Below are 25,206 nucleotides of genomic sequence, written 5' to 3'. Positions count from 1 at the left end.
ACTAATCATAGTAATAGTTATCGTTCTCTTACCTATCCTATTTATCTGGACGCCTGTTCTGTTTACTTTGGTAGTATTGACTGGGATTGTCATACTAAAACTAAAGTTTCCGCTGATAAAAGGGGCAGTAGGAGAATGGAAAGTAAATCGAATATTTAGCACTCTAGGACCGAATTATTCAATATTCCATGATCTATATGTACCCAATGGCGACAAGGGAACAACCCAGGTGGATCATGTGGTTACCTCGCCATATGGGATCTTTGTTATTGAAACAAAGGATTACGAAGGTTGGATATTTGCTAAAGAAAATCAGAGATACTGGACACAGGTTATTTATAAACGAAAAGAAAAAATGTTTAATCCAATTTGGCAAAACTATGGGCACATAAAAGCATTAAAAAACTATATTGGTAAAAAGGACTCTGAGTACTTTCATTCCATCATAGCGTTTTCTAGTAGTTCCACTTTAAAGTTTGAAGATCGCTTTAAATCTGCAAGAGTCATTCAGTTTCCACAATTAACACGGGTGATTAAAGAATGGAATGTACATAAAATTAGTGAACTTGAGTTGCGTGAGATTAACCGGAAGCTTGAAGGTTTCCTAATTGAAGATAAGAAAGTAAAGAAGAGAATTAGGAAACAGCATGTTCAAACAATCCAGAATAATCGCAAGGAAAATGTGCGAAAAGAGAAAGAAAGCATCCAACAAAATTCCTGTCCAAAGTGCAACAGCGAGTTGTCTTTGAAGAAAGGAAAGTATGGATCCTTTTATGGGTGTAGTAACTTTCCGAAGTGCAGATATACAAAGAAAGTTTTTTAGAAGTCTGGGGAGCCATCTTTCATTGAACTCTGTAGTATATGAGAACCCAATAAGAATAAACAAAATCCACCTAACCTACCTAAATTAATTTCAGGCCACCTGTTCGTGACACCTCTCAGGTAATTATTTGTCGTTATTCAAAATCAGAAACATTTAATAATAGAACTAGTTGCTATTAAGTAGTAGGGGGAATGAAAAGTGAAACCAAAAGTCTATTCAACATATTCTATACCTGAACATGTAAAAGAATTTATGACTGATTATTGCGATATTATAGAATGGCGGGGAGATGGGCGAACTCCGAGAGATGTCCTGTTAGCAGAAATTGCAGATGTTAAAGGTTTATATACTGGTGGTAGCAGTATGGTTGGAAGGATTGATGAGGAACTACTGAATCACGCACCTCATTTAAAAGTCATTAGTAATGTATCTGTTGGTTACAACAACTTTGATGTAGAAGTTATGAAAAAGCGAAATGTAATTGGAACCAATACGCCTCATGTACTGGATGAAACGGTTGCGGATTTAGCATTTGCCCTAATTTTAGCTACTGCTAGACGCATCACTGAATTAGATCGGTTTATCAAAGATGGAAGCTGGAAACCGACGACGAATTATCACGAAATCTATGGGAAAGATGTACATAGTACCACGTTAGGCATTATTGGAATGGGACGAATCGGAGAAGCGATTGCAAGAAGGGCAAAATTCGGTTTTAATATGGACGTTCTTTATTATAATCGGAACAGAAAACCGGAAGCTGAGGAGAAGTATGGCGCGGAGTATTGCGACTTGACGTCACTTTTAACACGTTCTGATTATATCGTGTTAATGACACCACTTACGCCTGAAACGTTCCAAATCATTGGTGAAAAGGAATTCAAAATGATGAAGAAATCAGCTGTCTTTATAAATGTATCTCGCGGTCAGACGGTAGATGAGCAAGCGCTTATTCGCGCGTTACAAAATGGAGAGATTTATGGAGCTGGTTTAGATGTATTTGAAACAGAGCCCGTAAATCCACATAACCCACTACTTCAAATGTCGAATGTCGTAGCAGTCCCTCACATCGGATCTGCTACAGCGAGAACGGAAGCGGCAATGGCGATGCGAGCAGCAGAGAATTTAGTAGCTGTTTTAAGAGGGAAGGAACCAATAGACCCCGTTATAAAATGAATTTCAAGTACGCAGTGCTAGAAACTACATTGAAATTTTGAAAAAAGAGGGGATAGTTGTGCAAGAATAGATTCGGAAAATGTAATACAATTTTATTATAACGTTTTCAAAATATGATTTATGGAAATATGTTTAGCTATTTTGTATTTTTATTCAAATATATCAGTAGTTTGTCAATTTTTGATGCACAGGCACCCAAAATTATCCGATAATCGAATGTCAGTACGATTAGAAAAACAGATAACGGTTACAATCTTACTACTCCTACTAATGCCTTGTAGCCGTACGCTACCCGTTGATGTGGTGGTATAATTAGGAAAAGGGGGGCAGCGTATGGAGGATAAAAAGCGTTATACTTTTACTGTATCGGACAATCCATTGCCTTTATATATTGAAAGTATTGGTTATAACCCACATGAGCTTGAGTTTAATCGGCCTGAGGGGTATCCATATTATCATTGGTTACAGACAGTTAAGGGAGAAGGAACTTTTAACTTTGCGGGTCAAGAGTTTTTACTTACACCGGGAAAGGCTGTCCTGCTGACACCGTATACGCCACATTCTTATTATTATGATAGAGATGGTGGTGGCCAATGGTCGACACTATATATGACATTTAGTGGCGCGGCGGTTGATCCAATCCTTAATTCTTTGGATATGAATTATTCGGGTGTATATGAAGAAACAGATGGTGTTTCGTTCGCTAACATCATCCAATCAATGATAAAAGAGATTGGTCAGGAAGACTCTTATTTGGAGTTTGAATCATCAGCAACGTTATATCAATTTTTAATGATGTTAAAAAAATATGGTAAGTTGAATAATAAGCTATCGATTTCACAGAGCTATGAGGCAATTAGGCCGATTGTTGCATGGCTTGAGTTAATGTATCCGAAGAATATTGGTTTATTAGAAATGTCTGAAAAGGCCAAAGTTAGTTCGCAACATCTGAATACATTATTTCATGATACATTTGGCATTAGCCCTTATTCATTTTTAGTGCAGTTAAGAATTCGTGAAGCGAAGACAATCTTACTTACAAATACGGAACAAAGTTTAAGTGATATTTCAAAACTGGTCGGATTTAACAGTGTCAGTCATTTTGTTTCTACATTTAAGAAGCGCGAAGGCATTACCCCAAGCGTATATCGTGACTTACACTATAAACAAACCTAGTAGTCAGTGCTAGGTTTGTTTTTTTGTTAAATGATTGGATTGGGATTTGCAAGCTGCTAACGGATTCCTTCGAAGTTTGTGCTGATTCCAAGACTTTGTAAACAAATAGAAGATAAATAATTGTTTATGCATAAAAAGCTAGTTGCATATTCTGAAACTTTTTTGGAGTATTTTGATATATCTATCTATTTGAAAGCGCTTTATACTGAGGTTAAGTTAGTTGAACACTTAATTAATCTAACTAATTAAGTGATTCTCGCTATTAAATTACAAGGGAGGTCATTGAATTGTTAAAGAGAAAAGCATTTTTAGGTTTATTATCAATGTTGTCTTTATTGGTTATTCTTACTGCTTGTGCTCCAGAACGTGAGGAAGTTAAAGAGGTTGCTAAGGAAAGTAGTGGGGAGACAGCTAAGCCGGAAAAATTAGTTGTTTGGGTGAATGATGAAGATATCGCTGCAGATGTATCGAAACAAATGTTTGACAAATACACTGAAAAAACGGGAATAGAAATTGTGATGGAAAGAGTTCCGCAACCTGACCAGATTCAGGAACTTGCATTAGCTGGTCCAGCTGGAGACGGTCCCGATTTGTTTTTCCAACCACAGGATCGATTAGGTGACGTTGTTGCACAAGGTCTAGCGGTTCCATTTGACTATACGAGTGCTGAACTTGAGGGCATTAGCGAAGCAGCAATTGATGCTTTTACGTATGAAGGCGATGTTTACGGAGCACCAGTAGCAATTGAAACATATTTCGTTTACTACAATAAAAGTATCATTGAAACAGCACCAACAACAATCGAAGAAGTATTTGAAATGTCTAAAGAAAAAACGAATAAAGCCAAAGATGAATATGGATTCTTGATTAGTCCTTCGTTTTACTACTTGTATCCATTCATAAATAGTTACGGTGGCTATGTGTTTGCTGAAGAAAATGGTACGTATGATCCAGAAGATGTTGGCCTAAATAACGAAGGTGCAATCGAAGGGTTAACGCAATATCAATCTTTTGTGAAAGCAGGTTTACTCCCAAAAACTTTAACTGTTGATGTTTTAGACGGTCTATTTACAGAAGGTAAAGTTGGTATGGTTGTAAGCGGACCATGGAATTTACCGGTTTATGCTGAAGCGCTAGGCGATAACTTAGCAACGGCTCCACTACCACAAATTAATGGTGAAATTGCACAATCATTCGTTGGGGTGAAATCGTGGTTAACATCTTATTACTCTAAGAATCAGGAATGGGCACAGGATTTAGCGAAATTCCTAATGAATGAAGAGAATTCACAACTTTATTACGATGTAACAGGTGAGCTTCCGCCTCGTCAAAGTATTCTTGATAAGATTGATGATCCAATCTATGCAGGTTATACAGAGCAAATTAAATACGGTACACCAATGCCAAATATTCCTGAAATGTCTGCAGTATGGGATATAGATGACGCGATCGAACTAATTGTTGGTGGGGAAGATGTTCAAGGAATATTAGATGAATCGGTTCAAAATATCAAAGAAAAAATTGAAATCTCCAAATAACCGTTTACTCCTATTTTCATCATTAGTTCAATCAGGAACATGAATCTAGAGTTGAGTGGGAAGAGGCCTAGTTGCTCTCTTCCCACTCGATTTTTAAACGAGGTGGATAAAATGACTCCTACGGAAAAGTCAAAAGGACCGAAGCGCAAATATGCAAAAACACATAGTTCTAAAACGGCGATGATTCTATCGATCTTGCTTGCGGGTTTAGGACAAATATATAACAAACAATATATAAAGGGAATTAGCTTTATTATTTTAGAAATTGCCTTCATTATCAGCTTTTCTGACTTCATTAATTTAGGTTTATGGGGAATTACAACACTTGGAACAATCGCTGGTGTAGACCACTCGATCTTTTTACTCGTATATGGAATTTTATCAATTATTTTAATTGCTTTTGTGATTTTGTTTTATGTTCTCAATGTGCTAGATGCGAAAAAACAAGCAAAATTAATTTCACAAGGTTGGGAAGCAACAACGATGATGGATGCATTTAAAGCAAGTTATGATAAAGCATTCCCATATTTACTTACTGGGCCTGGATTAATCCTTTTAATATTCACTGTAGTCTTTCCCTTATTATTTGCGATTACGCTAGCATTTACGAATTATGATTTATATAATTCACCACCAAGGCATCTAGTACAGTGGGTAGGTTTTGATAATTTTGTGAATCTAGTTACTGTTCCATTATGGAAGAATACATTTATTAGTGTATTTTCTTGGACAATTATTTGGACACTTGTCGCCACATCATTTCAAATCGTACTTGCTTTATTTCTGGCCATCCTTGCCAATGATCGTCGTGTTAAATTCAAAAAAACAATCAGAACAATTTTGATTTTACCGTGGGCAGTACCTGGATTCGTTTCAATTCTAATTTTTGCAGCAATGTTTAATGATGAATTTGGTGCGATTAACCGTGATATCATTATTCCACTTTTCGGCGGTGATGGAATCCCATGGTTAACAGATCCGTTTTACACAAAAATTCTGCTGATTATGATTCAGACGTGGCTTGCCTATCCATTTTTATTTGCTCTATTCTCTGGTGTATTACAAAGTATATCTAGTGAATGGTATGAAGCGGCAGATGTGGATGGTGCTACACGTTGGCAAAAATTCAGAGGTATTACACTGCCACATATTCTATTTGCAACAGCACCATTGTTAATCATCCAATATACTTCGAATTTTAATAACTTTAATGTTATTTATCTACTTAACGGAGGTGGCCCAGCGGTAAAAGGCCAAAATGCTGGAGGAACAGATATATTAATCTCCTGGGTATATAAACTAACATTCGAAACGAATAATTATAGTATGGCTGCAGCCATCTCCCTAATTATAGGAATCTTGGTATCTGTTTTTGCAATCCTCCAATTCCGACGGACAAAATCATTTAAGGAAGAGGGGAATATTTGATGAAACCAAAAGTTAAATCAGCATTAGAGTTAACAGGAATATATGCAGTGTTTGCGTTTATGGCTGTAATCATTATTTATCCTCTGATTTGGGCATTTGGAATGTCATTAAATGCTGGAACAAGCTTATATTCTTCGACGATTATTCCAGAAAATTGGTCGCTTGTTCATTATAAGTGGTTATTTACAGATCCTAGTAGTAATTATTTAACTTGGTATAAAAATAGTTTGATTGTTTCTACTCTATCAGCAGTGTTTTCAGTCGTTATGACGTCGCTAGTCGCATATGCATTCTCTCGATACAAGTTCGTTGGACGTAAATCGGGGTTATATACATTTTTAATCCTGCAAATGTTCCCGGTCATTATGGCGATGGTTGCTTTGTATATTTTACTTAATTTAGTTGGACTTTTGAATACATTGACTGGGTTAATTTTGATTTATGTTGGTGGACAAATCCCGTTTAATGCCTGGCTTGTAAAAGGCTATTTGGATACAATCCCACGAGAGCTGGATGAAGCAGCCCGAATGGATGGTGCCGGACATATGACTGTGTTTATAAAAATTATATTACCATTGGCAAAACCAATCTTGGCGGTTGTAGCATTATTTAACTTTATGGGACCGTTATTCGATTTTATTCTACCGTCAATTATATTGAGAAGCCCGGAAAATTACACATTAGCGCTTGGATTATTTAACTTTATCAATGATAAATTTGCAAATAACTTTACCCGATTTTCTGCAGGGGCCATTTTAATTGCAGTTCCTGTTTCGCTGATCTATTTATATTTACAACGATTCTTGATCTCAGGTTTGACTGGTGGAGGAACAAAAGGATAAGTGAATCAATTTCACAATTACTTATTTCTTATGTAAAGACTAACACTATAATTCATCTATCAATTCATAGTCCGTCAAACTTTCGGGCTACTCTCGTTGATTGTAGCGGAAGGTGGCGACTCCAGCGGGAACAGCGCGAGCTGAAGGCCCCACAGGAGTGAAACGACGAGGAGACTGAAGCCGTGCCCGCGGAAAGCGTCCACCTGAAGCGGAAATCAACATTGTTCGTATTTCCCGTTTTATAACCCTATTACTAAATTGATTCAAGTAGATACTCAAAAAATTGGAAAAGGTGATTTAGATGACAAAAGTATATGATCCTGTAAGTAGTAGAATTCCTAAAGTATTGCACGGGGCAGATTATTTCCCGGAACAATGGGAGGAACACCCAGAAATCCTAGCTGAGGATATTCGCTTAATGAAGCTTGCAAAATGTAATGTCATGTCAATCGGAATGTTTGCCTGGAGTAAACTGGAACCTGAAGAAGGTGTATTCACTTTTGAATGGTTAGACCGAATTCTTGATACATTTGCTGAAAATGGTATTTATGCATTTCTAGCTACACCAAGTGGTGCTAGACCAGCTTGGATGTCGGAAAAATACCCAGAAGTACTGCGTGTTGGTGGTAATCGAGCTCGTAATTTACATGGAATACGACATAACCATTGTTTTAGTTCACCAAAATACCGTGAAAAAATAGCGATTATCAACAAAAGGTTGGCGGATAACTATGCGAATCATCCTGCAGTGATCGGTTGGCATTTATCAAATGAATATGGCGGCGAATGTCATTGTGACTATTGTCAAGATGCATTCCGTGAGTGGCTGAAAGAAAAATACAAGACATTGGAAAACTTGAACAAAGCTTGGTGGACTACGTTTTGGAGCCATACGTATACAACTTGGTCGCAAGTGGAATCACCGGCTCCACATGGTGAAACGATGGTACATGGATTGAATTTGGATTGGAAGCGGTTTGTTACGGATCAAACAATTAATTTTTACAAACATGAGATCAAACCGTTAAAAGAAGCAAATAAAGATATTCCGGTTTTCACGAACTTCATGGAATTATTTGAGGGTCTTGATTATGCAAAATTTGCTGCTGAAGTTGACGTTGTTTCGTGGGACTCTTATCCGACTTGGCATGATCATGAGGATGACAGTGAGCTAGCTGCATATATTGCAATGAACCATGATTGGTTCCGTTCGTTAAAAGATGGTCAACCGTTTTTGTTAATGGAAAGCACGCCGAGTTTAACGAATTGGCAAGATGTTAGTAAGTTAAAACGTCCTGGTATGCATTATTTATCATCGTTACAAGCTGTTGCCCATGGTTCGGATTCAGTTCAGTATTTCCAATGGCGCAAAAGTCGTGGATCTAGTGAAAAGTTCCATGGTGCTGTTGTAGATCATGTTGGTCATGAGCATACGAGAGTTTTTAAGGAAGTTTCCCAACTAGGTGAAACACTTGGAGGTCTTGACCAAGTAGTTGGAACGACTGTGGAAGCTGAGGTAGCCCTTATTTTTGATACACAAAATCGCTGGGCAATAAATGATGCTCAAGGACCCCGTAATATCGGTGTTGGCTATGAAAAAGCGGTTGCTGGGCAGTACAAAGCCTTTTGGGATCAAGGTGTTGCTGTTGATGTGATTGATATGGATCAGGATATATCGAAATATAAACTAATTGTCGCTCCGATGCTATATATGGTCCGTCCTGGTGTTGGTGAGAAAATAGAGAGATTTGTACAACAAGGTGGCACGTTTGTAACAACATATTGGTCAGGAATTGTCGATGAGAATGATCTTGTGTTTGCGGGAGGTTTCCCAGGTCCATTGCGAAAAACACTAGGCATTTGGTCGGAAGAAATTGATGGCTTACATGATGGCCAAACAAATTCAATTGAAATGGCAGCTGGAAATGAGTTAGGCCTTACAAAGGAATACGTTGCACATGAATTATGTGATGTTATTCATCTTGAGGGTGCCGAGGCTTTAGCTTATTACAAAGAGGATTTCTATGCAGGACTTCCGGCTCTAACGGTTAATCAGTTTGGAGCAGGAAAGGCGTATTATATCGCATCGAGAAATAAGGGAGAATTTCACCTCGATTTATTCACGAAGCTAGTTGAAGAATTAGGTTTGAAAAGGGTTATTGAAGGCAAACTTCCGGAAGGTGTTACAGCACAGAGTCGGACAGATGGTGAATATGACTATATTTACATATTCAATTTTAGCAGAGAAGCTAAAGAAGTTGAGTTAGTAGATTCGGTATATACGGATTTAATTGAAGGAACGCCGGTACCTACTAAGATTGACTTAGCTCCGTTTGGTGTTCGTTTACTAAAGCGTAAAAGATAAGTAGCGGTGCGTACTTTTATTCGTCATCAAAAAAAGTACGCACTCCCTAAATGGATAGGAGAGATCTGAAATGACACAAACGTTCATAAAAGGTGCCGATATCTCAATGCTAACTGAAGTTGAAAATCTTGGCGGGAAGTACTTTATTGATAAAGAAGAGAAGGACTTATTTGAAATCTTACGAATCAATGGGATTGATACGATTCGATTACGCATATGGGTGGATCCTTATGATGAAGCAGGTAAACCTTATCTCGGTGGAACGAATGATTTACAAACGACGCTGGATTTAGCAAAGCGGGCAAAAGCCGAAGGAATGAAGTTACTACTTAATTTTCATTATAGTGATTTTTGGACAGATCCGAAGAAACAAGCGAAGCCTAAAGCGTGGAAGTCGCTATCAGGTAAGCAGCTAGAAGAAAAAGTTTATCAATATACGAAGCAAGTACTCGAAGCCTGTAATGAGAACGATGTCATCCCAGAATACATTCAAATTGGCAATGAAATTACCAATGGGATGCTTTGGCCAGATGGAAAGACACCAACTTATCTATTTGCAGAAAGACGGTTTGAAGAAGTTGAAACCGATAGCAAGAAAACATCTTATGATCAATTAGCGGGTTTATTGAAGGCGGGAATTCAGTCAGTAAAAGATAGCTTATCAGCCAATCCAGCAAAAATCATTTTACATTTAGACTTTGGCGGAGCGAATGATTTATATCGGATCTGGTTTGATGAAATTACAAATAGAGGCGTTGAGTTCGACATTATTGGATTGTCTTACTATCCATTTTGGCATGGCGATCTGAAGGCGTTAGAGCTAAATCTTAATGATATTAGTACGCGTTATAATAAAGAACTACTCGTCGTAGAAGCAGCTTATGGATTTACGGGAGAAGACCCTACTGGCGCATGTATTTTTACAGAAGAGCTAGCAGAAGAAGCGGGGTATCCAGCCACAATTGCTGGGCAAAAAAGTTTCTTACGGGATCTTATGAAAACCGTTCAACAAACAACAGGTAATAATGGGATTGGAATTGTTTATTGGGAACCGGCATGGTTACCGGTAAATGGTACGAGTTGGGCGAGTCTTGAAGGTATGAAGTATGGAAATGATGTCGCAACGATCGGTAATTCATGGGCAAATCAAGGACTATTTGATTTTAAAGGCAACGCATTAGAATCTTTAAATGTTTTCAAGGAATTCTAATCGGTAGACTGAAATTTTAGGTGTGCTGTGCGGAATTCTACTTGTACGGACTTTAATTTAGGTACTGAGGGAACTTTAGTAGGACGAGGTTCCCACTCGATTTATGTTGAAATCAACAATAGTGCCTACCATAGCGAATGGAGAATACGTATCCGTTTTATCTCATCAGCGAGTCATGATGCACAAGGGAATATTGAGAAATAATACTTCCGGAACTATTTTAGCAGGCTTAAGTGCGTGGTGTGTGTGTTGGTTCGATACGTACTTTAGTAAAATGGACAATGAACTGTATGAGGAATTACCAATCAGGTGAATTTATTGCTAAAGACAAAATTAATAATCGTGGGAATAAACACCTGAGGAAATTTACTTTATGTCATCATTCAAAACATGGTTAAGATAAGTCGTTTTTGACAAAATAATTTTTTGACTATAACGGCAAACTGAAAAATCAACCCTATAGCAAATACCAGAAGGTCGCTTCCGTCGCTTGTGTCAACAAGTTGCTGAAGTCGATCTTCTTTCTCGTTACACACAATATAAACTATGAATACAGGTTAGCCAACACTTCATAGTCTTATCAATACGTTACTGTACGTAGCGAATACTATTTGATTGAGTAGTTCCCATGCTATTTTTTATTGATCGCCATGCTTAGCACCTATCTTAATTCCATTTATGTAAATACCTGATTGGTTTTCTTTTCTTTCTCATCAAAATCTCATTTTACTCACAGAGAAATCACATAAAGCTCCTTTATGATGAAGTCTGATCCAAAATAACCCATAGAGGAGACGGAAATTATGAAAACAATTTTAATCACAACAATTGGAGCATTGCTACTAACTGCAGGTGGGGTAACTGGAATACATGCAGATCGTGCAGAGGCTGCGAATCAGAATGTCGCAGTCTCTAACTATTCCCAACAAGGGGATCGATACAATAATAATGTATCTACAGAAGATTTAACTTCACTTCCAGAATATAAAACATTGGCAGCAAAGGTAGATGTATCAAAATACAGCGCTCAAATCGTAGTGGATAACTTGCAGAAGCGAGTTATTGTGTTGAAAGATATGAATGGGCGTGAGCGTTATAAAACTGTATTTGTCAAAACACAAAACCGATTGAAGATTGTTGACTACAAAGGCGGAATGATTTTCAACAAAGTGATTAGTGGCGTTACTGATAATGAAACGCAGCCGGCATCAGGGATTTCAGATGAAGTAGCAGAAAGTGTAGAATACAAAAAGCTTTCTGCTACCACGGATCTTTCAGACTATAGTGCTCAAGTGGTAGAGGATAACTTGTATAAGCGCATCATACTTTTCAAGGATGCAAACGGTCATGTAAAGTTCAAAACAATTTATGTGAAAAAAACAGGCTTTGTGAAAATAATTAACGTATAAGTAGACCTGGTAAGCCTGCGCTCATTTCTGTAATTCAGAAATTGGGTGTAGGCTTTTTAGGTTATTTATAAATTAATAGATTATCTTCTATACTCTACTAAAAATATTCACTTTATTGATATGTTACAAATATATCAATAAAGTAAAATGTGTCACGAGATTGATATCTCCTACACACAATTCTGCAATGGTTATGATATCTTCGGGTGTTATGCTTATGCAGGTTAGTGAAAAGGAGGAAATTCATCTTATGAAAAAACACATCATTGCACTAGCAGCAATCGCAACATTATCAGTAGGGGCGGGCCAAGCATCTGCATCTAGCGTCCATACGGTAGAATCGGGAGATACACTATGGTCAATTTCACAAGAGGCTAATATAAGCGTAGAAGAATTACAAACAATGAACGGATTAAAGTCTACCATTATATATCCAGCGCAAAAACTTAAAGTAGAAGATCAAAAACTTAAAGTAGAAGATAAGGTGGGAATACACGTAGTTGTGAAAGGTGACACTCTTTTCAAAATTGCGCTGAATAACAACCTCTCAGTGGATGAATTAATGAATAAGAATGGTATTTCAAGTGATATCATCCATCCGGGAGATAAACTAATAGTAGCAGGTTCAAAAACAACTTCAGCACCATCATCCACTAACAATGTAGTAAATAATGCTGTCGCTTCAGCTACTAAAGAAATGACAGTTACAGCAACGGCGTATACCGCTAATTGCGAAGGATGCACGGGTATAACGGCAGCGGGTATTGACTTGCTTTCGAATCCTAACCAAAAAGTCATCGCAGTTGACCCTACAGTAATTCCAATGGGAACGCGCGTATGGGTTGAAGGATATGGAGAAGCAATTGCGGGAGATACTGGTGGTGCTATTAAAGGGAAAAAAATTGACGTCTATATGGAAAATGAGCAAGATGCATTAAATTGGGGACGTAAAACAGTTACCATTAAAATTCTGGATTGATAAAATTGTAAGCTTTTAGTAGGTAGAAGTTTTACTGAAAATATAAAGAGAAGAACGCAACTCAGCCTTGTACGTAAAAAGGGCTGAGTTTTTTTGCATACAGTTAGTGTAGCAATTGCTTAAGTCTAAAAAAATGGTAATAACACCCACAATATTATGGCAGTAAAGAAAGTTAATATAAATAATTCAGAATGTTGTTGATGTCTGATAACTAGCGTTGTATCATTAACCTAACAACTATTAGGTGGTGGAAGTGTTATGAAAGAAAGACTGATGACAGCGGCAATTTATAATTATTCACGTTATGGTTATCAAGGAGCCACGATGCAAAAAATCGCTGCAGATGTTGGTATTAAGCCGGCTTCAATCTATTTTTTTTTCCAAAACAAAGAAGCTGTATTTGTCGCAGCTTTTCAAAAGATATTAGAGGACCATTTTAGTCAGATGAAAAAGATCATGCATGAAGCAGAAAATCTTCCAATAGAAGATATCCTCTCTTATCTCCTTTACGGGACTGTCACTTATCATAAAGGGAAAGCAGATGATACGGCAGCTTATATTTCATTGATCAACTCACCACCTCCAGAAATTAAACAGTTTCTCAAAAATCACATGGAGCAGTTCGATGAGTGGCTAATACTTTCACTGAAAACTGCGTTAAAACGCGATTACCCATCCAGTTCTGAACAACAAAGGATCAACTTAACAAAACAATTTCTGTTGATAATGGATGGAATTTTTTGGGAAATAAATTTGTATGATGAAATAAAATTTGCGGAGCAAATCCAACATGCTTTTCACCTCACCACTCTTATATTGAGGGGGATTGAAGATGAAAAATGATTATGCCCGAGAAGTTGTACCGATGCAAGAACGTAAGAAATGGCTATCCATTAGCCTAATATGGATTGCTGTCGGAATTGATTTATCAGCTATGCTTTTTGGAGCACAGCTCGGAGCAGGGATGGCCTTTAATGACGCCTTGCTAGCTGTGGTGATTGGATCTTTACTATTAGGTGTTTTAGCTGCATTTTGTGCATACGTTGGTGCGGCTACTGGATTATCTACATCAATGATTTCTCGTGCCGCCTTCGGAAGTTCTGGAGCAAAAATTGTTTCGGCATTTCTCGCTATCTCATTAATGGGTTGGTTTGGTGTACAAGCTGGCTTTTTTGCCGAAAATGCGACTGTCGCAATCTCTGAAGCCACCGGAATTCAATTACCCATTCCACTTCTTGCTGGCATAGGTGGATTGCTGATGATGCTGACGGCAATGTACGGATACCATGCAATTGAAAAGTTAAGTTCTTGGTCGGTACCGCTGTTGATCATATTAGTGGTTCTGGCAGTCGGAATGGCCATCAGTAAATTCGGCACTGCTGGTATTGGTGCACCTGTGGAAAACACATTCTCATTAGGGATGGCTATTTCACTTGTTATTAGTATCTTTGTCGTGGGTGCAGTAATTTCACCGGACATTTCACGCTGGGCACGAACAAAAAAAGATGCTGTTTTAGCATCCTTCTTTGGTTTCTTTATTGGCAATAGTTTTATGTTGGTCATTGCTATGATTCTATCGCGTGTCATGAACGAAGATAATCTGACGACGATCATGCTGGCTGTTGGTCTTGGGATACCGGGTATTCTAGTATTGATATTGGCGCAATGGACAACGAATACAAGTAATGCTTACTCATCGGGACTTGGCTTAGCTGTCATTTTCACGAAGATTTGTAAAGCGAGATTAACACTTGTTGCAGGTACAATCGGTACCCTTATGGCTGTTTTGGGTATTTACGGAAATTTCATAAACTTCCTGAGCATCATCACGATGTTTATCGCACCAATAGGCGGTGTATATACGGCCATTTACTATATTGGCGGTGCAAAATTGCTATCAATTGAATCGTCTGCAAAGTTCCATGCATACCCGTTAATGGCCTGGGGAATGGGTACGTTAATAAGTTGGATGACACTGGAAAACCCTATTGGACTGGAACTTTTCAAACTAACGACAATACCGACTCTTGATAGTTTCATCATTGCTTTTAGTGCACAGGCAATTTTTTGTGTAGTCATTAAACGTCAATTACCTAAGGAGAATGTCTATGAAGTGGTTAAATAAAGAAGATATAGAACATATTGCAATCGGGGCTGCGGTCTTAGGAACAGGTGGAGGTGGAGATCCCTATATAGGGAAATTAATGGCTTTACATGCAATTGAAAAATATGGACCTGTTCAAGTAATTACGATGGATGAACTTAAAGATAATCAATGGGTCGTTCCGGTTAGTGGTATGGGGTCTCCGAGTGTTCTCATCGAGAAAATACCTTCATTTGAAATGCTAATGGCGCCATTAAATGCGTATGAAAAGGCGAGCGGTAAAAAAACTGATGTTGTAATGCCAATTGAAATTGGCGGGGTTAACTCACTAATTCCCGTGGCGGTAGCAGCGATGAAGGGTATTCCAATTTTAGACGGTGATGCAATGGGACGTGCATTTCCAGAAGCACAAATGGTCACTTTCCATCTAGACGGGTTAAAGCCTGAATTAGTCACCATTGCGGATGAGAAAGGAAATACGATCACGATTGAACCTGTGGATGGTCACTGGAGTGAAACCCTATCCCGCACGGTTACGGTGGCTATGGGTGGATCGTCGATTGTGTCCGATTATGGAGTAACTGGAAAACAAGCGAAAAAAAGTGTTATACCAGGTACATTGACACTTGCCCGAAAAATAGGTGAGTTACTGAAACAGCAACGAAATGGGAAAGTGCATCCGATAGAACGGATGCTAACATTATTAGATGGCCATCAGTTATTTAAAGGGAAAGCAGCTGAAATCAAAAGAGGAATCGAGGGTGGATTCACTAGAGGAAGAGCTGTATTTGAAGGTATTGAGGAAAATGATCAGGATACGTGTGTATTGTTCTTTCAAAATGAACATCTCCTTGCAGAAATAAATAACAAACCAATTGCTATGACACCAGACCTTATAGCCGTTTTGGATGAAGAAACAGGTATGCCAATTACTACAGAAGGTTTGAGATATGGAGCTCGGGTTGTCATTGTGGCATTCCCGGCGAATGAACGATGGAGGACACCGATTGGTATTGAGACGGCAGGACCGCGTTATTTCAACTACCCATATGACTATATACCAGTGGAAATACTGATAAAGGAGTTTGTAACCACATGATACGATTAGGAATTGACGTTGGCGGTACCAACACGGATGGTGTTCTATTGAATGAGAAGAATGAGGTCATTTGTAGCACAAAAACGCCCACCACAAAGAATGTTTTTTCAGGGATTCAATCGACAATTGAAGAACTGCTAGTAAGTTCAAATGTTAATGTGAAAGATATAAAGATAGCAACACTCGGTACAACACATTGTACCAATGCAATCGTGGAACGAAAATCATTAAATCGAATTGGTATCATTCGCATCTGTCTTCCTTCTGGAACAACGGTTCCTCCACTTGTCGACTGGCCAGAAGATTTAGTACAAAAATTACAAGCTAAGACTGCTTTGATACATGGAGGGTACGAATTTAACGGTTCCCCGATTACAGGCATTGTGGAAGATGAATTACTAGAAATTGTCGAGTCATTTAGAGATACCGTAGATTCGATTGCTATTACTGGGGTATTTTCTCCGGTTCTGTCGGAAGAGGAAATAGAAGTAGCGGCATATCTCCAACAGGAGTTACCGCATATTCCGGTTTCACTTTCTAGTGAAATCGGTACAATTGGTTTAATTGAAAGAGAAAATGCGACGATTTTGAATGCTGCACTTAAGAATGTCATCAAGCATGTTGCTGAAGGATTCGAGCAGGCGTTAGCTACTAAAGATATTCAAGCTAACATATATTTCGGTCAAAATGACGGCACGCTGATGACCAATGTATTTGCTCAAAAGTATCCGATTTTCACGATCGCATGCGGACCGACCAATTCAATTCGAGGGGCTTCGTTTTTATCGAAAGAACCCAATGCGATTGTCGTAGATATCGGTGGAACTACGACCGATATTGGTGTGTTAACAAACGGGTACCCAAGACAGACGTCTCTGGCCGTTGAAGTCGGCGGTGTTCGTACCAATTATCGCATGCCTGATATCTACTCTCTCGGTTTAGGGGGCGGTACGCAAGTCACTTTAGAAGATGGTGCATGGAAAATCGGACCAGAAAGTGTTGGTTATCAATTGCCCGAGAAAGCAATCATCTTCGGAGGTGACATTCTAACTGTGACGGATGTCGCAGTAGGGGAAGGCAAGATGAAAATGGAGAATTCGCAAGATGAAAACCTTGCTTCTATTCCCACACAAGAAATTTACCCACACATCGTCGAAATGGTCGAAAAAGCAATTGATCGTATGAAAACAAGCGGAGATGATGTGCCAGTCGTACTCGTTGGCGGTGGAGCAGCTTTGATGCCAACCACATTAAGGGGGGCTAGTCGTATTATCAGACCCGAACACGCGGAAGTCGCTAATGCAATTGGTGCAGCACTTGGAGATATCAGCGGTACATGCGAAAAAATATATTTGCTTGCAAACCGCGAGCATCAAGATGTGATTGAAGAAGCTAAACAAGAAGCAATCCAAGCGGCTATCACAGCAGGCGCAGATCCTGAGCAAATCGACATCATTCAGTTGGAAGACTTTCCATTGGCTTATATTCCTGGGGAGGCCATCTTAGTTCGAGTGAAAGTTGCTGGACCTCTTTTGTTGAATGGAGAAAGCTGAAGTAATTCTTAAGATATTGTTGACAGTGAATACTATCGAGAAAATGGACACAAATTTTAGTGAATTAGTCAAAAAAAGCTGAATCCCATAACTTGGGGTTCAGCTTTTACTCGGTTATTGCAGCATGCCAACAAGTTTCCGTTGGTGAAAACCCATTAAGGAAGAGTTTATAATGTGGCAGCAATTTCTGAATGATGATCTAAACAATGATTGTAACGACCAATACAAATGCTGTAAATCCAACAATATCATACGTGAACTATTAAAATTATAGTTTAGATGCCTCAGCGTGACACTAATCAGGTAATTCGCTACATGCAAAAAAAATAAAGAGTAGATAATATGATGAATGTCTGGCTTTTTCGTGTAATTATTCACCATTCTGCGATAATCCCCATAAAAAGAATCGCATGACAAACAAGAAGGAAGTATCACTGCTATGACTTGGACATTTTTGGCATATGACGGTGCATTTATCATTGGGTTTAGCACTCTCATCCTTACCAATGGCACACAATTTTGGGTGTTAAAATGTCTTAGCCATTCGTAATCAATCTCCTAGTTTAAAATAATGCTAGACAGAAAAGAAATGATGCGCTATAATCCAATTAATCAGATAAAGCATATAGTATTACTAGGTTATCAAAAACACACTGTTATGAAGGAGGTTTTATACGGTTTAGTTAAACAACGCGCGTGAGCATTTCTTCTAAATTTATGTATAGGTAACGACAATGGCTGATCGGAAACCCGAAGGCCCTCAACTAGCTGTATAGTTGAGGGCCTTTTCACATGAGAAAGAGGAGGGTAAGAGGATGAAAAAGAATGCGAAAATCGGTTTCTTAATGGGCATCACTGCAATCGTGGGTATTTTAACAGGATGCGGTAGTACAGAAAAAAGTGGGGATCAAGTTGTCTCTGCAGAAAAGAATTCAGTTGAACTATTAAATGTATCATACGATCCAACGCGTGAGTTATATGAAGAGTTTAATAAAGAATTTGCTACACATTGGAAAGAAGAAACTGGGCAGGAAGTGATTATTCAGCAGTCACATGGTGGATCCGGCAAACAAGGTCGAGCAGTAATTGACGGTCTAGAAGCAGACGTTGTCACGCTGGCCCTTGCCTACGATATTGACGAAGTTGCCGCCGCGCGAGACCTACTAGCTGAAGACTGGCAAACTAGATTGGAAAATAACTCAACACCATATACGTCAACGATTGTTTTCCTAGTTCGAAAAGACAATCCAAAAGGGATTAAAGATTGGGATGACTTAACGAAAAAAGGCGTGTCGGTTATAACACCAAACCCGAAAACATCAGGCGGAGCACGTTGGAATTACTTAGCGGCTTGGGCATATGCAGATAAGAAATTTAATGGAGATGAAAAGAATGTAACAGAATTTGTCGGTGATATTTATAAAAACGTTGAAGTACTGGATTCTGGGGCTCGTGGTTCAACGACAACTTTTGTAGAACGAGGTATTGGTGATGTATTACTTGCTTGGGAGAATGAAGCCTTCTTAACGATAAATGAACTTGGAAAAGATGAATTTGAAATTATCGTCCCGTCACTCAGTATTTTAGCAGAGCCACCAGTTGCAGTTGTGGATAAAATCGTCAAGAAAAAAGGTACAGAAAAGGTCGCACAAGCATATCTGGAATACTTGTACACGGAAACTGGACAGGAAATTGCAGCGAAAAACTACTATCGTCCACGTAACCAAGAGGTATTAAATAAATATGCAGATCAATTCCCAGACATTAATCTCGTTACAATTGACGACGATTTTGGTGGATGGAAAGAAGCACAGGGAAAACATTTTAGTGACGGCGGCACCTTCGATGAAATATACCTACAGTAGTGAATCTGAGTAAAGACTCCAATTGATAATTAGGATTAGAGACATTTGAACAACATTTAACTACAGAAGTGAAGGTGAAGTAATGGCGAAGAAATGGAGATTAAAGAATCATAGTATACTGCCGGGATTCGGGCTATCTCTCGGATTCACAATGCTGTATCTCAGCTTGCTCGTTTTACTTCCGCTCTCCATGATCTTCATTAATACCTCATCAATGGGCTGGTCAGATTTTTGGGCGACGGTAACAGAACCACGCGTTATTGCATCGTACAAATTAAGCTTTGGTACCGCATTTGCAGCAGCCTGCATTAATCTGATATTCGGTGTGTTGATTGCGTGGGTACTCGTTCGATATTCATTCCCAGGCAAGCGAATCATTGATGGACTGGTAGATTTACCATTTGCGCTTCCTACAGCTGTTGCAGGTATCGCATTAACAACACTTTATACAGAAAAGGGTTGGATTGGTCAGTTTCTATCGTTTAAAGTGGCATTTACTCCTCTCGGTATAACGATTGCATTAACATTTATCGGCTTGCCATTTGTCGTCCGAATGGTGCAGCCGGTTCTTCAAAATCTTGAAAAGGAAATGGAAGAGGCATCTGCTATTTTAGGTGCAAATCGCTTCCAAACATTTGCTAGAGTGATAGTACCAGAAATTTTACCAGCAGCGATGACAGGTTTTGCTTTAGCATTCGCCCGTGCAATTGGTGAGTATGGTTCGGTCGTATTCATAGCAGGAAATATGCCGATGAAGACAGAAATAACACCGCTCATTATTATGACAAAACTGGAACAATATGATTATGCTGCTGCTACAGCGATTGGGGCAGTCATGCTCGTTTTCTCATTTGTACTATTGCTATTTATCAACGGATTGCAGTGGTGGGCTAATCGGAAATTAGTTCACAATTAGGAGGGAATTCCATGGCAGAACATATTCAGATGCAGATGGTTAGTAAGAATAGGAGAAAGCGGACTACAGAAGAACAGCCTTGGGTTCGTATTCCACTAATTGCGATCGCGCTTGGATTTCTATTGCTATTTCTGGTATTGCCGCTTGTCGCAATCTTTATAAAAGCTTTTGAAAAGGGTGCAGGCGTCTATGTAGCTGCTATTACTGATCCGGACGCACTATCAGCCATCAAATTAACATTGCTTGTCGCCTTACTTACGGTACCACTTAACGCGATTTTTGGAATTGCGGCTGCATGGGCAATTACTAAGTTTGAATTTAAGGGGAAAAGTTTTTTAATTACCCTGATTGACTTGCCATTTGCAATTTCACCGGTTATTGCAGGTCTTGTTTTCGTTCTATTATTCAGCGCACATGGGTTGTTTGGTGAAATTTTATTTGCAAATGATATAAAAATTCTTTTCGCCGTTCCGGGTATTGTGCTTGCCACGTTATTTGTCACATTCCCTTTTGTTGCCCGTGAATTAATCCCACTTATGCAGGCGCAAGGATCAGCGGAAGAAGAAGCGTCATTAACACTTGGGGCTGGAGGATTTAAAACATTCTTGCATGTCACGTTACCGAATATCAAATGGGGATTATTATACGGTATCATACTTTGTAATGCGCGTGCAGTCGGCGAATTTGGTGCTGTTTCAATTGTTTCGGGTCATATTCGGGGTCTTACGAATACGATGCCATTACATATTGAAATTTTGTACAATGAATATCAATTTTCGGCGGCCTTTGCTGTTGCATCTCTTATGTCTATATTAGCGATAATTACGCTAGTCTTGAAAAACTTCATTGAATGGAAAACAAGTCAGCGCGGATAGAAAGGAGGTCTCCATATGAGTATTCAAATAAAAGAAGTGTCGAAGAGGTTTGGCTCGTTTGATGCACTGAAAGATATTAACCTCGACATAAAAACAGGAGAGCTTGTGGCGTTGCTTGGACCCTCTGGATCGGGTAAAACGTCGCTACTACGCATCATTGCAGGACTTGAAGAGGCTGATCATGGTGTTGTCTTGTTCGGTGAGGAAGACATGACCCATATCCGTACGACTGAACGAAAGGTTGGCTTTGTTTTTCAGCATTATGCACTGTTTAAACATATGACGGTTTTTGATAACGTTGCGTACGGATTGAGAGTGCGACCCAAAAAAGAACGTCCAACTAAAATGGAGATTGATGAGAAAGTGAATGAATTGTTGAGACTTGTGAAGTTAGATACATTTGCAAATCGTTATCCATCCCAATTGTCGGGAGGACAAAGGCAACGTGTTGCACTAGCTCGAGCGCTTGCAGTGGAACCAAAAGTACTGTTACTTGATGAACCATTTGGTGCGCTCGATGCAAAAGTGAGGAAAGAACTGCGACGTTGGCTGCGTAGATTGCATGATGACTTTCATATTACGAGTATATTTGTGACGCATGATCAGGAAGAGGCTCTTGACGTTGCGGACCGGATAGTTGTTATGAATGAAGGGAAGATTGAACAGATAGGTAGCCCGGAAGAAGTTTATGATCATCCGAACAGTCCATTTGTGTATGATTTTCTAGGGAATGTGAATCTATTTCATGGACGATTACAAAATGGAAAGCTACTCAATGTACATGTCGATATGGGTGCAGTTGAACTTGAAAGTGTTGAAAATAAGTTGGCTGTTGGTTATGTTAGGCCACATGATATGACGATTGAGCGAGAGGGGACAGATCCGGAAGCGGTTAAAGCGAAAATTATTCATATACATGTCGTGGGGCGCACTGTTCAAGTTGAACTAAAACGACAAGATAACGATCAATTTCTTGAAGCAGAATTGACGAAAGAGAGATACCGGGAGCTTAATGTCAAAGTAGGTGAAGATGTATATATCAAACCGAATCAACTTCGTGTTTTCATTCCGGAAGACTTCTCGATTTAAAGGTGGAAAATGGGTTAATACGATTACTCGCATACATTATTGAGCAAATACGTACGAATAGTGTTGCATAGAAACCTTTCAAGTCACTCGTGGCTTTGAAGGTTTTTTGTTTGGTACCAGTGTAGAAAATTATCGTGGAGAAAGAAACCGGTCTACACGAAAATGTATATGCCATTCTGTTTTTTCGCATACTGCTGAGAGGAGGGAGTGATCATACTGGTTTTAGATAAGGGTACAAAGGTAAATATTTTTTTACTTTTAATTGTAACCGTTGTTTTTATATGGTCAGTCTTTAAACCGGCAGAATTATTGACGTGGGTGGCAGAGGTTAGTCCTGCCGTTGTCGTATTGATTATTGTCACCGCGACTTACAATAAGTTTCGACTCACTTCACTCTCTTATTTCATCATTGCCATATTATCAATTCTTACGTTTATCGGTGGTCATTACACATATGCAGAGGTACCCTTATTTAATTGGATAAAAGACGAATTTGACTTGAATCGCAATCATTATGATCGATTTGGGCATTTCCTGAAAGGTTTAGGTGTGATTGTAATAAGAGAACTATTGTTACGTCAAACTCCATTAACCAAAGGTCCTTGGTTGGTTGGCATTGCAACCAGTATAATGCTTGCCATTGCGGCGTTGTACGAAATCATCGAATGGTTGAGTACAAAATTACCGAATGCAGGACAAGGGACTAAAGATTTTTTAGGTATGCAAGGCGATATATGGGATGCACAATGGGATATGTCGTTGGTCTTTATTGGTTCAATCTTGTCGTTACTCATTTTTTCGAAACTACATGACACGCTGTTAATAAAGCTAAACCGAAATAGTACGTACCCAAAAAATCGTGAATCATAAAACATTCACGATTTTTTTATGGAGATGAAGATCCTCCTAGATTGGTTGAAGTTTTTCTGAGAAATTAAGATGGAGCGTCAAATGGGGTGAAAATCTCAGGTACAGTGTGAGCATTGGAAAAGGCGGAGATAACAGCAATAATCCTTACATCATCAACGCAATTAGTAGTCTCGTACACGACAGTATTCTTTGAAAGCGTTGAGATAAGTTTACGAGTATCTAAATCATTACTTTTGACAAAACTAACAAAAAACCTATATTGAATTAGAACTTAATTCAATATGTGCTAGGATCTCTTGTTATACTCCGCGGGTTTTTACATTTTTTCAAGATATACGCCTTCGTCTTTTTTTCACTCAAAATAAAAAACATCTTTATAATGATTGATATGATGGTTGCGAAGCGTTTTTAACAGCCACTCTTCATTAAATCCAGCTGTTTTCAAGTTTTCCCAATCTACCTTACCATCACTGACAAATGTAACGGTTAAATATACAGGTTTTTGTGGTAGTTTCAAATCGGAAATCGTTGGTGTTTCATAGTCCGGTTTTCTCAAAACACTCATCGTACCATCTGATTCAAGGAGTGCATAGGCAACTTCTCTTATAGAGAAAACATCTTTTTTTCGTAGTAAAACTTGTAGTTGGTTAATATCTATTCTGTTTTTCTTCATTTCCTGTCTATCGAGATGGCCGTTCCTGATAATAATTGAAGGTTTTCCTTCTAAGTATTTTCTTGTACCGGGGAATTTTTGAGTACACCATTCAATTATCAAAATCAAGGCACCCCATATCGCAATTGCAAAAAGAATAGAGCCGATTTTAATGTCTTTATCATAAACGGCGTTTCCAACCAGTTCTCCGAGAACAAGAGCCGCGATGAAATCAAATGGAGTCATCTGAGAGAGGGCATTTTACCCAATATTTTTGTCATAATAAGTAATGTAGCAAAACCTATCCCAAGTTCAATTGCAATTGAATATAAATCCATATTTCGTTTCCCCTTAAATCGTTTTTATTTATGATGGACAAATTAAGGAAGGAATAAACGAAATACTCAATAGCAATATTCAAGGATATAGAAATTCTCTGTAAAAACCTATCAGTGCAATATGGTCTTTCAAAAAATACCTTTCCATAACTAATCCGTCGGTTATACATACGCTACTATTACTATACCTATTCGCATGTGAAGTTGTTCGTTTTCGGCAGTTGTTTACAGCGCATTCCGAGGGGGAATTGATAAGGAGCCCTCCCGTGCCAGAACTGTTTCAAAACCTATTCGTTTAGAAAATTATATTTTAACTATTATAGTAGGAGAGCAGTTAGGAGTCTCAATAAGAGGTATGTACATTCTATGAACACTTCTTAAAAAAGTATAGAAAATTGTTAGTTCAATATTTGTGTATTCTTTAATGAAAATGCTAAACTAAACCATCACGTGATAGTTGGGAGGCGAGCCTATTGGGAAGGATAAACTAAGAATTGGGGAATTTGCCGATATTGCAGGTGTATCTAAGCGGACAATCGATTATTATACAAACCTTAATCTTTTAAAACCATCACGTTCCGATACAGGCTATCGTCTTTTTGAACTTTCTGATGTTGAGCAGTTAAATAGGATTTCTCATTTGAAGGAAAAAGGTTTCTCACTGGAAGAAATTAATGAGAAACTGGCGTTTCCTGATTCTAATGAACAGGTGTTGGAGAAGGCACTCTTAGTGAAAAATAATCTTCAGGAACTTTTGGTTTTATTAAAAAGAACTGATCGGGAAAACTCTTCGGTTAAGGAAAGTATCACTCATGACACTCTGCCAGTAATACAAGCTTTATTACAATTACTTGTCTAGTTTAACACGCGAAAGTAGCAAACAATCATTTCAGGAGGTG

The 25,206-nt window shown here is 38.6% G+C and carries 20 protein-coding genes and 2 pseudogenes; 21 read left to right on the top strand and 1 reads right to left on the bottom strand.

Annotated elements, in window-relative coordinates:
* The first annotated feature begins 76 nt into the window (after window positions 1-76).
* The 20 genes and pseudogenes from FQ087_RS23000 (at window position 77) to FQ087_RS09000 (ending at window position 23,317) form a co-directional block, all read left to right on the top strand.
* Complete coding sequence (locus FQ087_RS23000; RefSeq protein WP_188006681.1) at window positions 77-823, top strand: NERD domain-containing protein; 747 nt, start codon at window positions 77-79, stop codon at window positions 821-823.
* A 198-nt stretch (window positions 824-1,021) separates the two neighbouring features.
* Window positions 1,022-1,999: a 2-hydroxyacid dehydrogenase gene (locus tag FQ087_RS09090; RefSeq protein WP_255452187.1), complete on the top strand. Its 978-nt coding sequence runs from the start codon at window positions 1,022-1,024 to the stop codon at window positions 1,997-1,999.
* A gap of 333 nt (window positions 2,000-2,332) precedes the next feature.
* Window positions 2,333-3,175 carry an AraC family transcriptional regulator gene (locus FQ087_RS09085; protein WP_149580134.1) on the top strand — a complete coding sequence of 281 codons (843 nt, stop codon included), beginning with the start codon at window positions 2,333-2,335 and terminating at the stop codon, window positions 3,173-3,175.
* A gap of 287 nt (window positions 3,176-3,462) precedes the next feature.
* Window positions 3,463-4,713, top strand: coding sequence for a sugar ABC transporter substrate-binding protein (locus tag FQ087_RS09080; protein WP_370456045.1), 1,251 nt, complete (start codon window positions 3,463-3,465; stop codon window positions 4,711-4,713).
* 180 nt (window positions 4,714-4,893) lie between these two features.
* Window positions 4,894-6,141 carry a sugar ABC transporter permease gene (locus tag FQ087_RS09075; RefSeq protein ID WP_304624721.1) on the top strand — a complete coding sequence of 416 codons (1,248 nt, stop codon included), beginning with the start codon at window positions 4,894-4,896 and terminating at the stop codon, window positions 6,139-6,141.
* The gene (locus FQ087_RS09070; RefSeq protein WP_149580132.1) at window positions 6,141-6,983 is read left to right on the top strand and encodes a sugar ABC transporter permease; all 843 of its coding nucleotides are present in this window, start codon (window positions 6,141-6,143) and stop codon (window positions 6,981-6,983) included. The genes FQ087_RS09075 and FQ087_RS09070 overlap by 1 nt, the downstream gene beginning before the upstream one ends.
* A 301-nt stretch (window positions 6,984-7,284) precedes the next feature.
* Window positions 7,285-9,348, top strand: coding sequence for a beta-galactosidase (locus tag FQ087_RS09065; protein ID WP_149580131.1), 2,064 nt, complete (start codon window positions 7,285-7,287; stop codon window positions 9,346-9,348).
* 70 nt (window positions 9,349-9,418) lie between these two features.
* Window positions 9,419-10,558, top strand: coding sequence for a glycoside hydrolase family 53 protein (locus FQ087_RS09060; RefSeq protein ID WP_149580130.1), 1,140 nt, complete (start codon window positions 9,419-9,421; stop codon window positions 10,556-10,558).
* Window positions 10,559-10,848: 290 nt separating this feature from the next.
* Window positions 10,849-11,133: pseudogene (locus tag FQ087_RS22995) on the top strand (transposase); the annotation flags it as partial.
* A gap of 228 nt (window positions 11,134-11,361) precedes the next feature.
* Window positions 11,362-11,967, top strand: a complete 606-nt coding sequence (locus FQ087_RS09050; RefSeq protein ID WP_149580128.1) for a hypothetical protein — start codon at window positions 11,362-11,364, stop codon at window positions 11,965-11,967.
* Window positions 11,968-12,217: 250 nt separating this feature from the next.
* Window positions 12,218-12,946 (top strand): LysM peptidoglycan-binding and 3D domain-containing protein, encoded by a 729-nt coding sequence (locus FQ087_RS09045; RefSeq protein WP_149580127.1) that lies wholly within the window; start codon window positions 12,218-12,220, stop codon window positions 12,944-12,946.
* Window positions 12,947-13,204: 258 nt separating this feature from the next.
* Window positions 13,205-13,789, top strand: coding sequence for a TetR/AcrR family transcriptional regulator (locus FQ087_RS09040; protein WP_149580126.1), 585 nt, complete (start codon window positions 13,205-13,207; stop codon window positions 13,787-13,789).
* Window positions 13,779-15,071 (top strand): cytosine permease, encoded by a 1,293-nt coding sequence (locus FQ087_RS09035; protein WP_149580125.1) that lies wholly within the window; start codon window positions 13,779-13,781, stop codon window positions 15,069-15,071. Before FQ087_RS09040 ends, FQ087_RS09035 begins: the two co-directional genes overlap by 11 nt.
* Window positions 15,055-16,149, top strand: a complete 1,095-nt coding sequence (locus tag FQ087_RS09030; protein ID WP_149580124.1) for an S-methyl thiohydantoin desulfurase family protein — start codon at window positions 15,055-15,057, stop codon at window positions 16,147-16,149. Before FQ087_RS09035 ends, FQ087_RS09030 begins: the two co-directional genes overlap by 17 nt.
* On the top strand, window positions 16,146-17,702 hold the full coding sequence (locus FQ087_RS09025) for a hydantoinase/oxoprolinase N-terminal domain-containing protein (protein WP_149580123.1): 1,557 nt from the start codon (window positions 16,146-16,148) through the stop codon (window positions 17,700-17,702). Before FQ087_RS09030 ends, FQ087_RS09025 begins: the two co-directional genes overlap by 4 nt.
* Before the next feature lie 815 nt (window positions 17,703-18,517).
* Window positions 18,518-19,567, top strand: coding sequence for a sulfate ABC transporter substrate-binding protein (locus FQ087_RS09020; protein ID WP_149580122.1), 1,050 nt, complete (start codon window positions 18,518-18,520; stop codon window positions 19,565-19,567).
* An 82-nt stretch (window positions 19,568-19,649) separates the two neighbouring features.
* Entirely contained in the window at window positions 19,650-20,483 is an 834-nt protein-coding gene (gene cysT / locus FQ087_RS09015; protein ID WP_149580121.1) for a sulfate ABC transporter permease subunit CysT, read from the top strand.
* 11 nt (window positions 20,484-20,494) lie between these two features.
* The gene (cysW, locus tag FQ087_RS09010) at window positions 20,495-21,358 is read left to right on the top strand and encodes a sulfate ABC transporter permease subunit CysW (protein ID WP_149580120.1); all 864 of its coding nucleotides are present in this window, start codon (window positions 20,495-20,497) and stop codon (window positions 21,356-21,358) included.
* Between the two features lie 15 nt (window positions 21,359-21,373).
* The gene (locus FQ087_RS09005) at window positions 21,374-22,447 is read left to right on the top strand and encodes a sulfate/molybdate ABC transporter ATP-binding protein (RefSeq protein ID WP_149580119.1); all 1,074 of its coding nucleotides are present in this window, start codon (window positions 21,374-21,376) and stop codon (window positions 22,445-22,447) included.
* Window positions 22,448-22,663: 216 nt separating this feature from the next.
* Window positions 22,664-23,317: a DUF2238 domain-containing protein gene (locus tag FQ087_RS09000; protein WP_149580821.1), complete on the top strand. Its 654-nt coding sequence runs from the start codon at window positions 22,664-22,666 to the stop codon at window positions 23,315-23,317.
* A 352-nt stretch (window positions 23,318-23,669) separates the two neighbouring features.
* On the opposite strand, the pseudogene FQ087_RS08995 reads toward FQ087_RS09000, so the two are convergent.
* Window positions 23,670-24,307, bottom strand: a pseudogene (locus FQ087_RS08995) (DUF421 domain-containing protein).
* Between the two features lie 457 nt (window positions 24,308-24,764).
* Between FQ087_RS08995 and FQ087_RS08990 the strand changes: the two are divergent.
* Window positions 24,765-25,166: a MerR family transcriptional regulator gene (locus FQ087_RS08990; protein WP_149580118.1), complete on the top strand. Its 402-nt coding sequence runs from the start codon at window positions 24,765-24,767 to the stop codon at window positions 25,164-25,166.
* Window positions 25,167-25,206 lie beyond the last annotated feature (40 nt).

It is taken from the genome of Sporosarcina sp. ANT_H38 (genome assembly GCF_008369195.1).
In the GTDB taxonomy this organism is placed as follows: Bacteria; Bacillota; Bacilli; order Bacillales_A; family Planococcaceae; genus Sporosarcina.
The sequence above is the reverse complement of the archived record's forward strand: the minus strand, read 5'-3'. Positions and strand labels throughout refer to the sequence as shown.

Coding starts and splice junctions, on each gene's coding strand:
- FQ087_RS09085 (WP_149580134.1), top strand. CDS start 2,333: ATGGAGGATAAAAAGCGTTATACTTTTACTGTATCGGACAATCCATTG.
- FQ087_RS09075 (WP_304624721.1), top strand. CDS start 4,894: ATGATTCTATCGATCTTGCTTGCGGGTTTAGGACAAATATATAACAAA.
- FQ087_RS09070 (WP_149580132.1), top strand. CDS start 6,141: ATGAAACCAAAAGTTAAATCAGCATTAGAGTTAACAGGAATATATGCA.
- FQ087_RS09065 (WP_149580131.1), top strand. CDS start 7,285: ATGACAAAAGTATATGATCCTGTAAGTAGTAGAATTCCTAAAGTATTG.
- FQ087_RS09060 (WP_149580130.1), top strand. CDS start 9,419: ATGACACAAACGTTCATAAAAGGTGCCGATATCTCAATGCTAACTGAA.
- FQ087_RS09050 (WP_149580128.1), top strand. CDS start 11,362: ATGAAAACAATTTTAATCACAACAATTGGAGCATTGCTACTAACTGCA.
- FQ087_RS09045 (WP_149580127.1), top strand. CDS start 12,218: ATGAAAAAACACATCATTGCACTAGCAGCAATCGCAACATTATCAGTA.
- FQ087_RS09040 (WP_149580126.1), top strand. CDS start 13,205: ATGAAAGAAAGACTGATGACAGCGGCAATTTATAATTATTCACGTTAT.
- FQ087_RS09035 (WP_149580125.1), top strand. CDS start 13,779: ATGAAAAATGATTATGCCCGAGAAGTTGTACCGATGCAAGAACGTAAG.
- FQ087_RS09030 (WP_149580124.1), top strand. CDS start 15,055: ATGAAGTGGTTAAATAAAGAAGATATAGAACATATTGCAATCGGGGCT.
- FQ087_RS09025 (WP_149580123.1), top strand. CDS start 16,146: ATGATACGATTAGGAATTGACGTTGGCGGTACCAACACGGATGGTGTT.
- FQ087_RS09020 (WP_149580122.1), top strand. CDS start 18,518: ATGAAAAAGAATGCGAAAATCGGTTTCTTAATGGGCATCACTGCAATC.
- cysT (WP_149580121.1), top strand. CDS start 19,650: ATGGCGAAGAAATGGAGATTAAAGAATCATAGTATACTGCCGGGATTC.
- cysW (WP_149580120.1), top strand. CDS start 20,495: ATGGCAGAACATATTCAGATGCAGATGGTTAGTAAGAATAGGAGAAAG.
- FQ087_RS09005 (WP_149580119.1), top strand. CDS start 21,374: ATGAGTATTCAAATAAAAGAAGTGTCGAAGAGGTTTGGCTCGTTTGAT.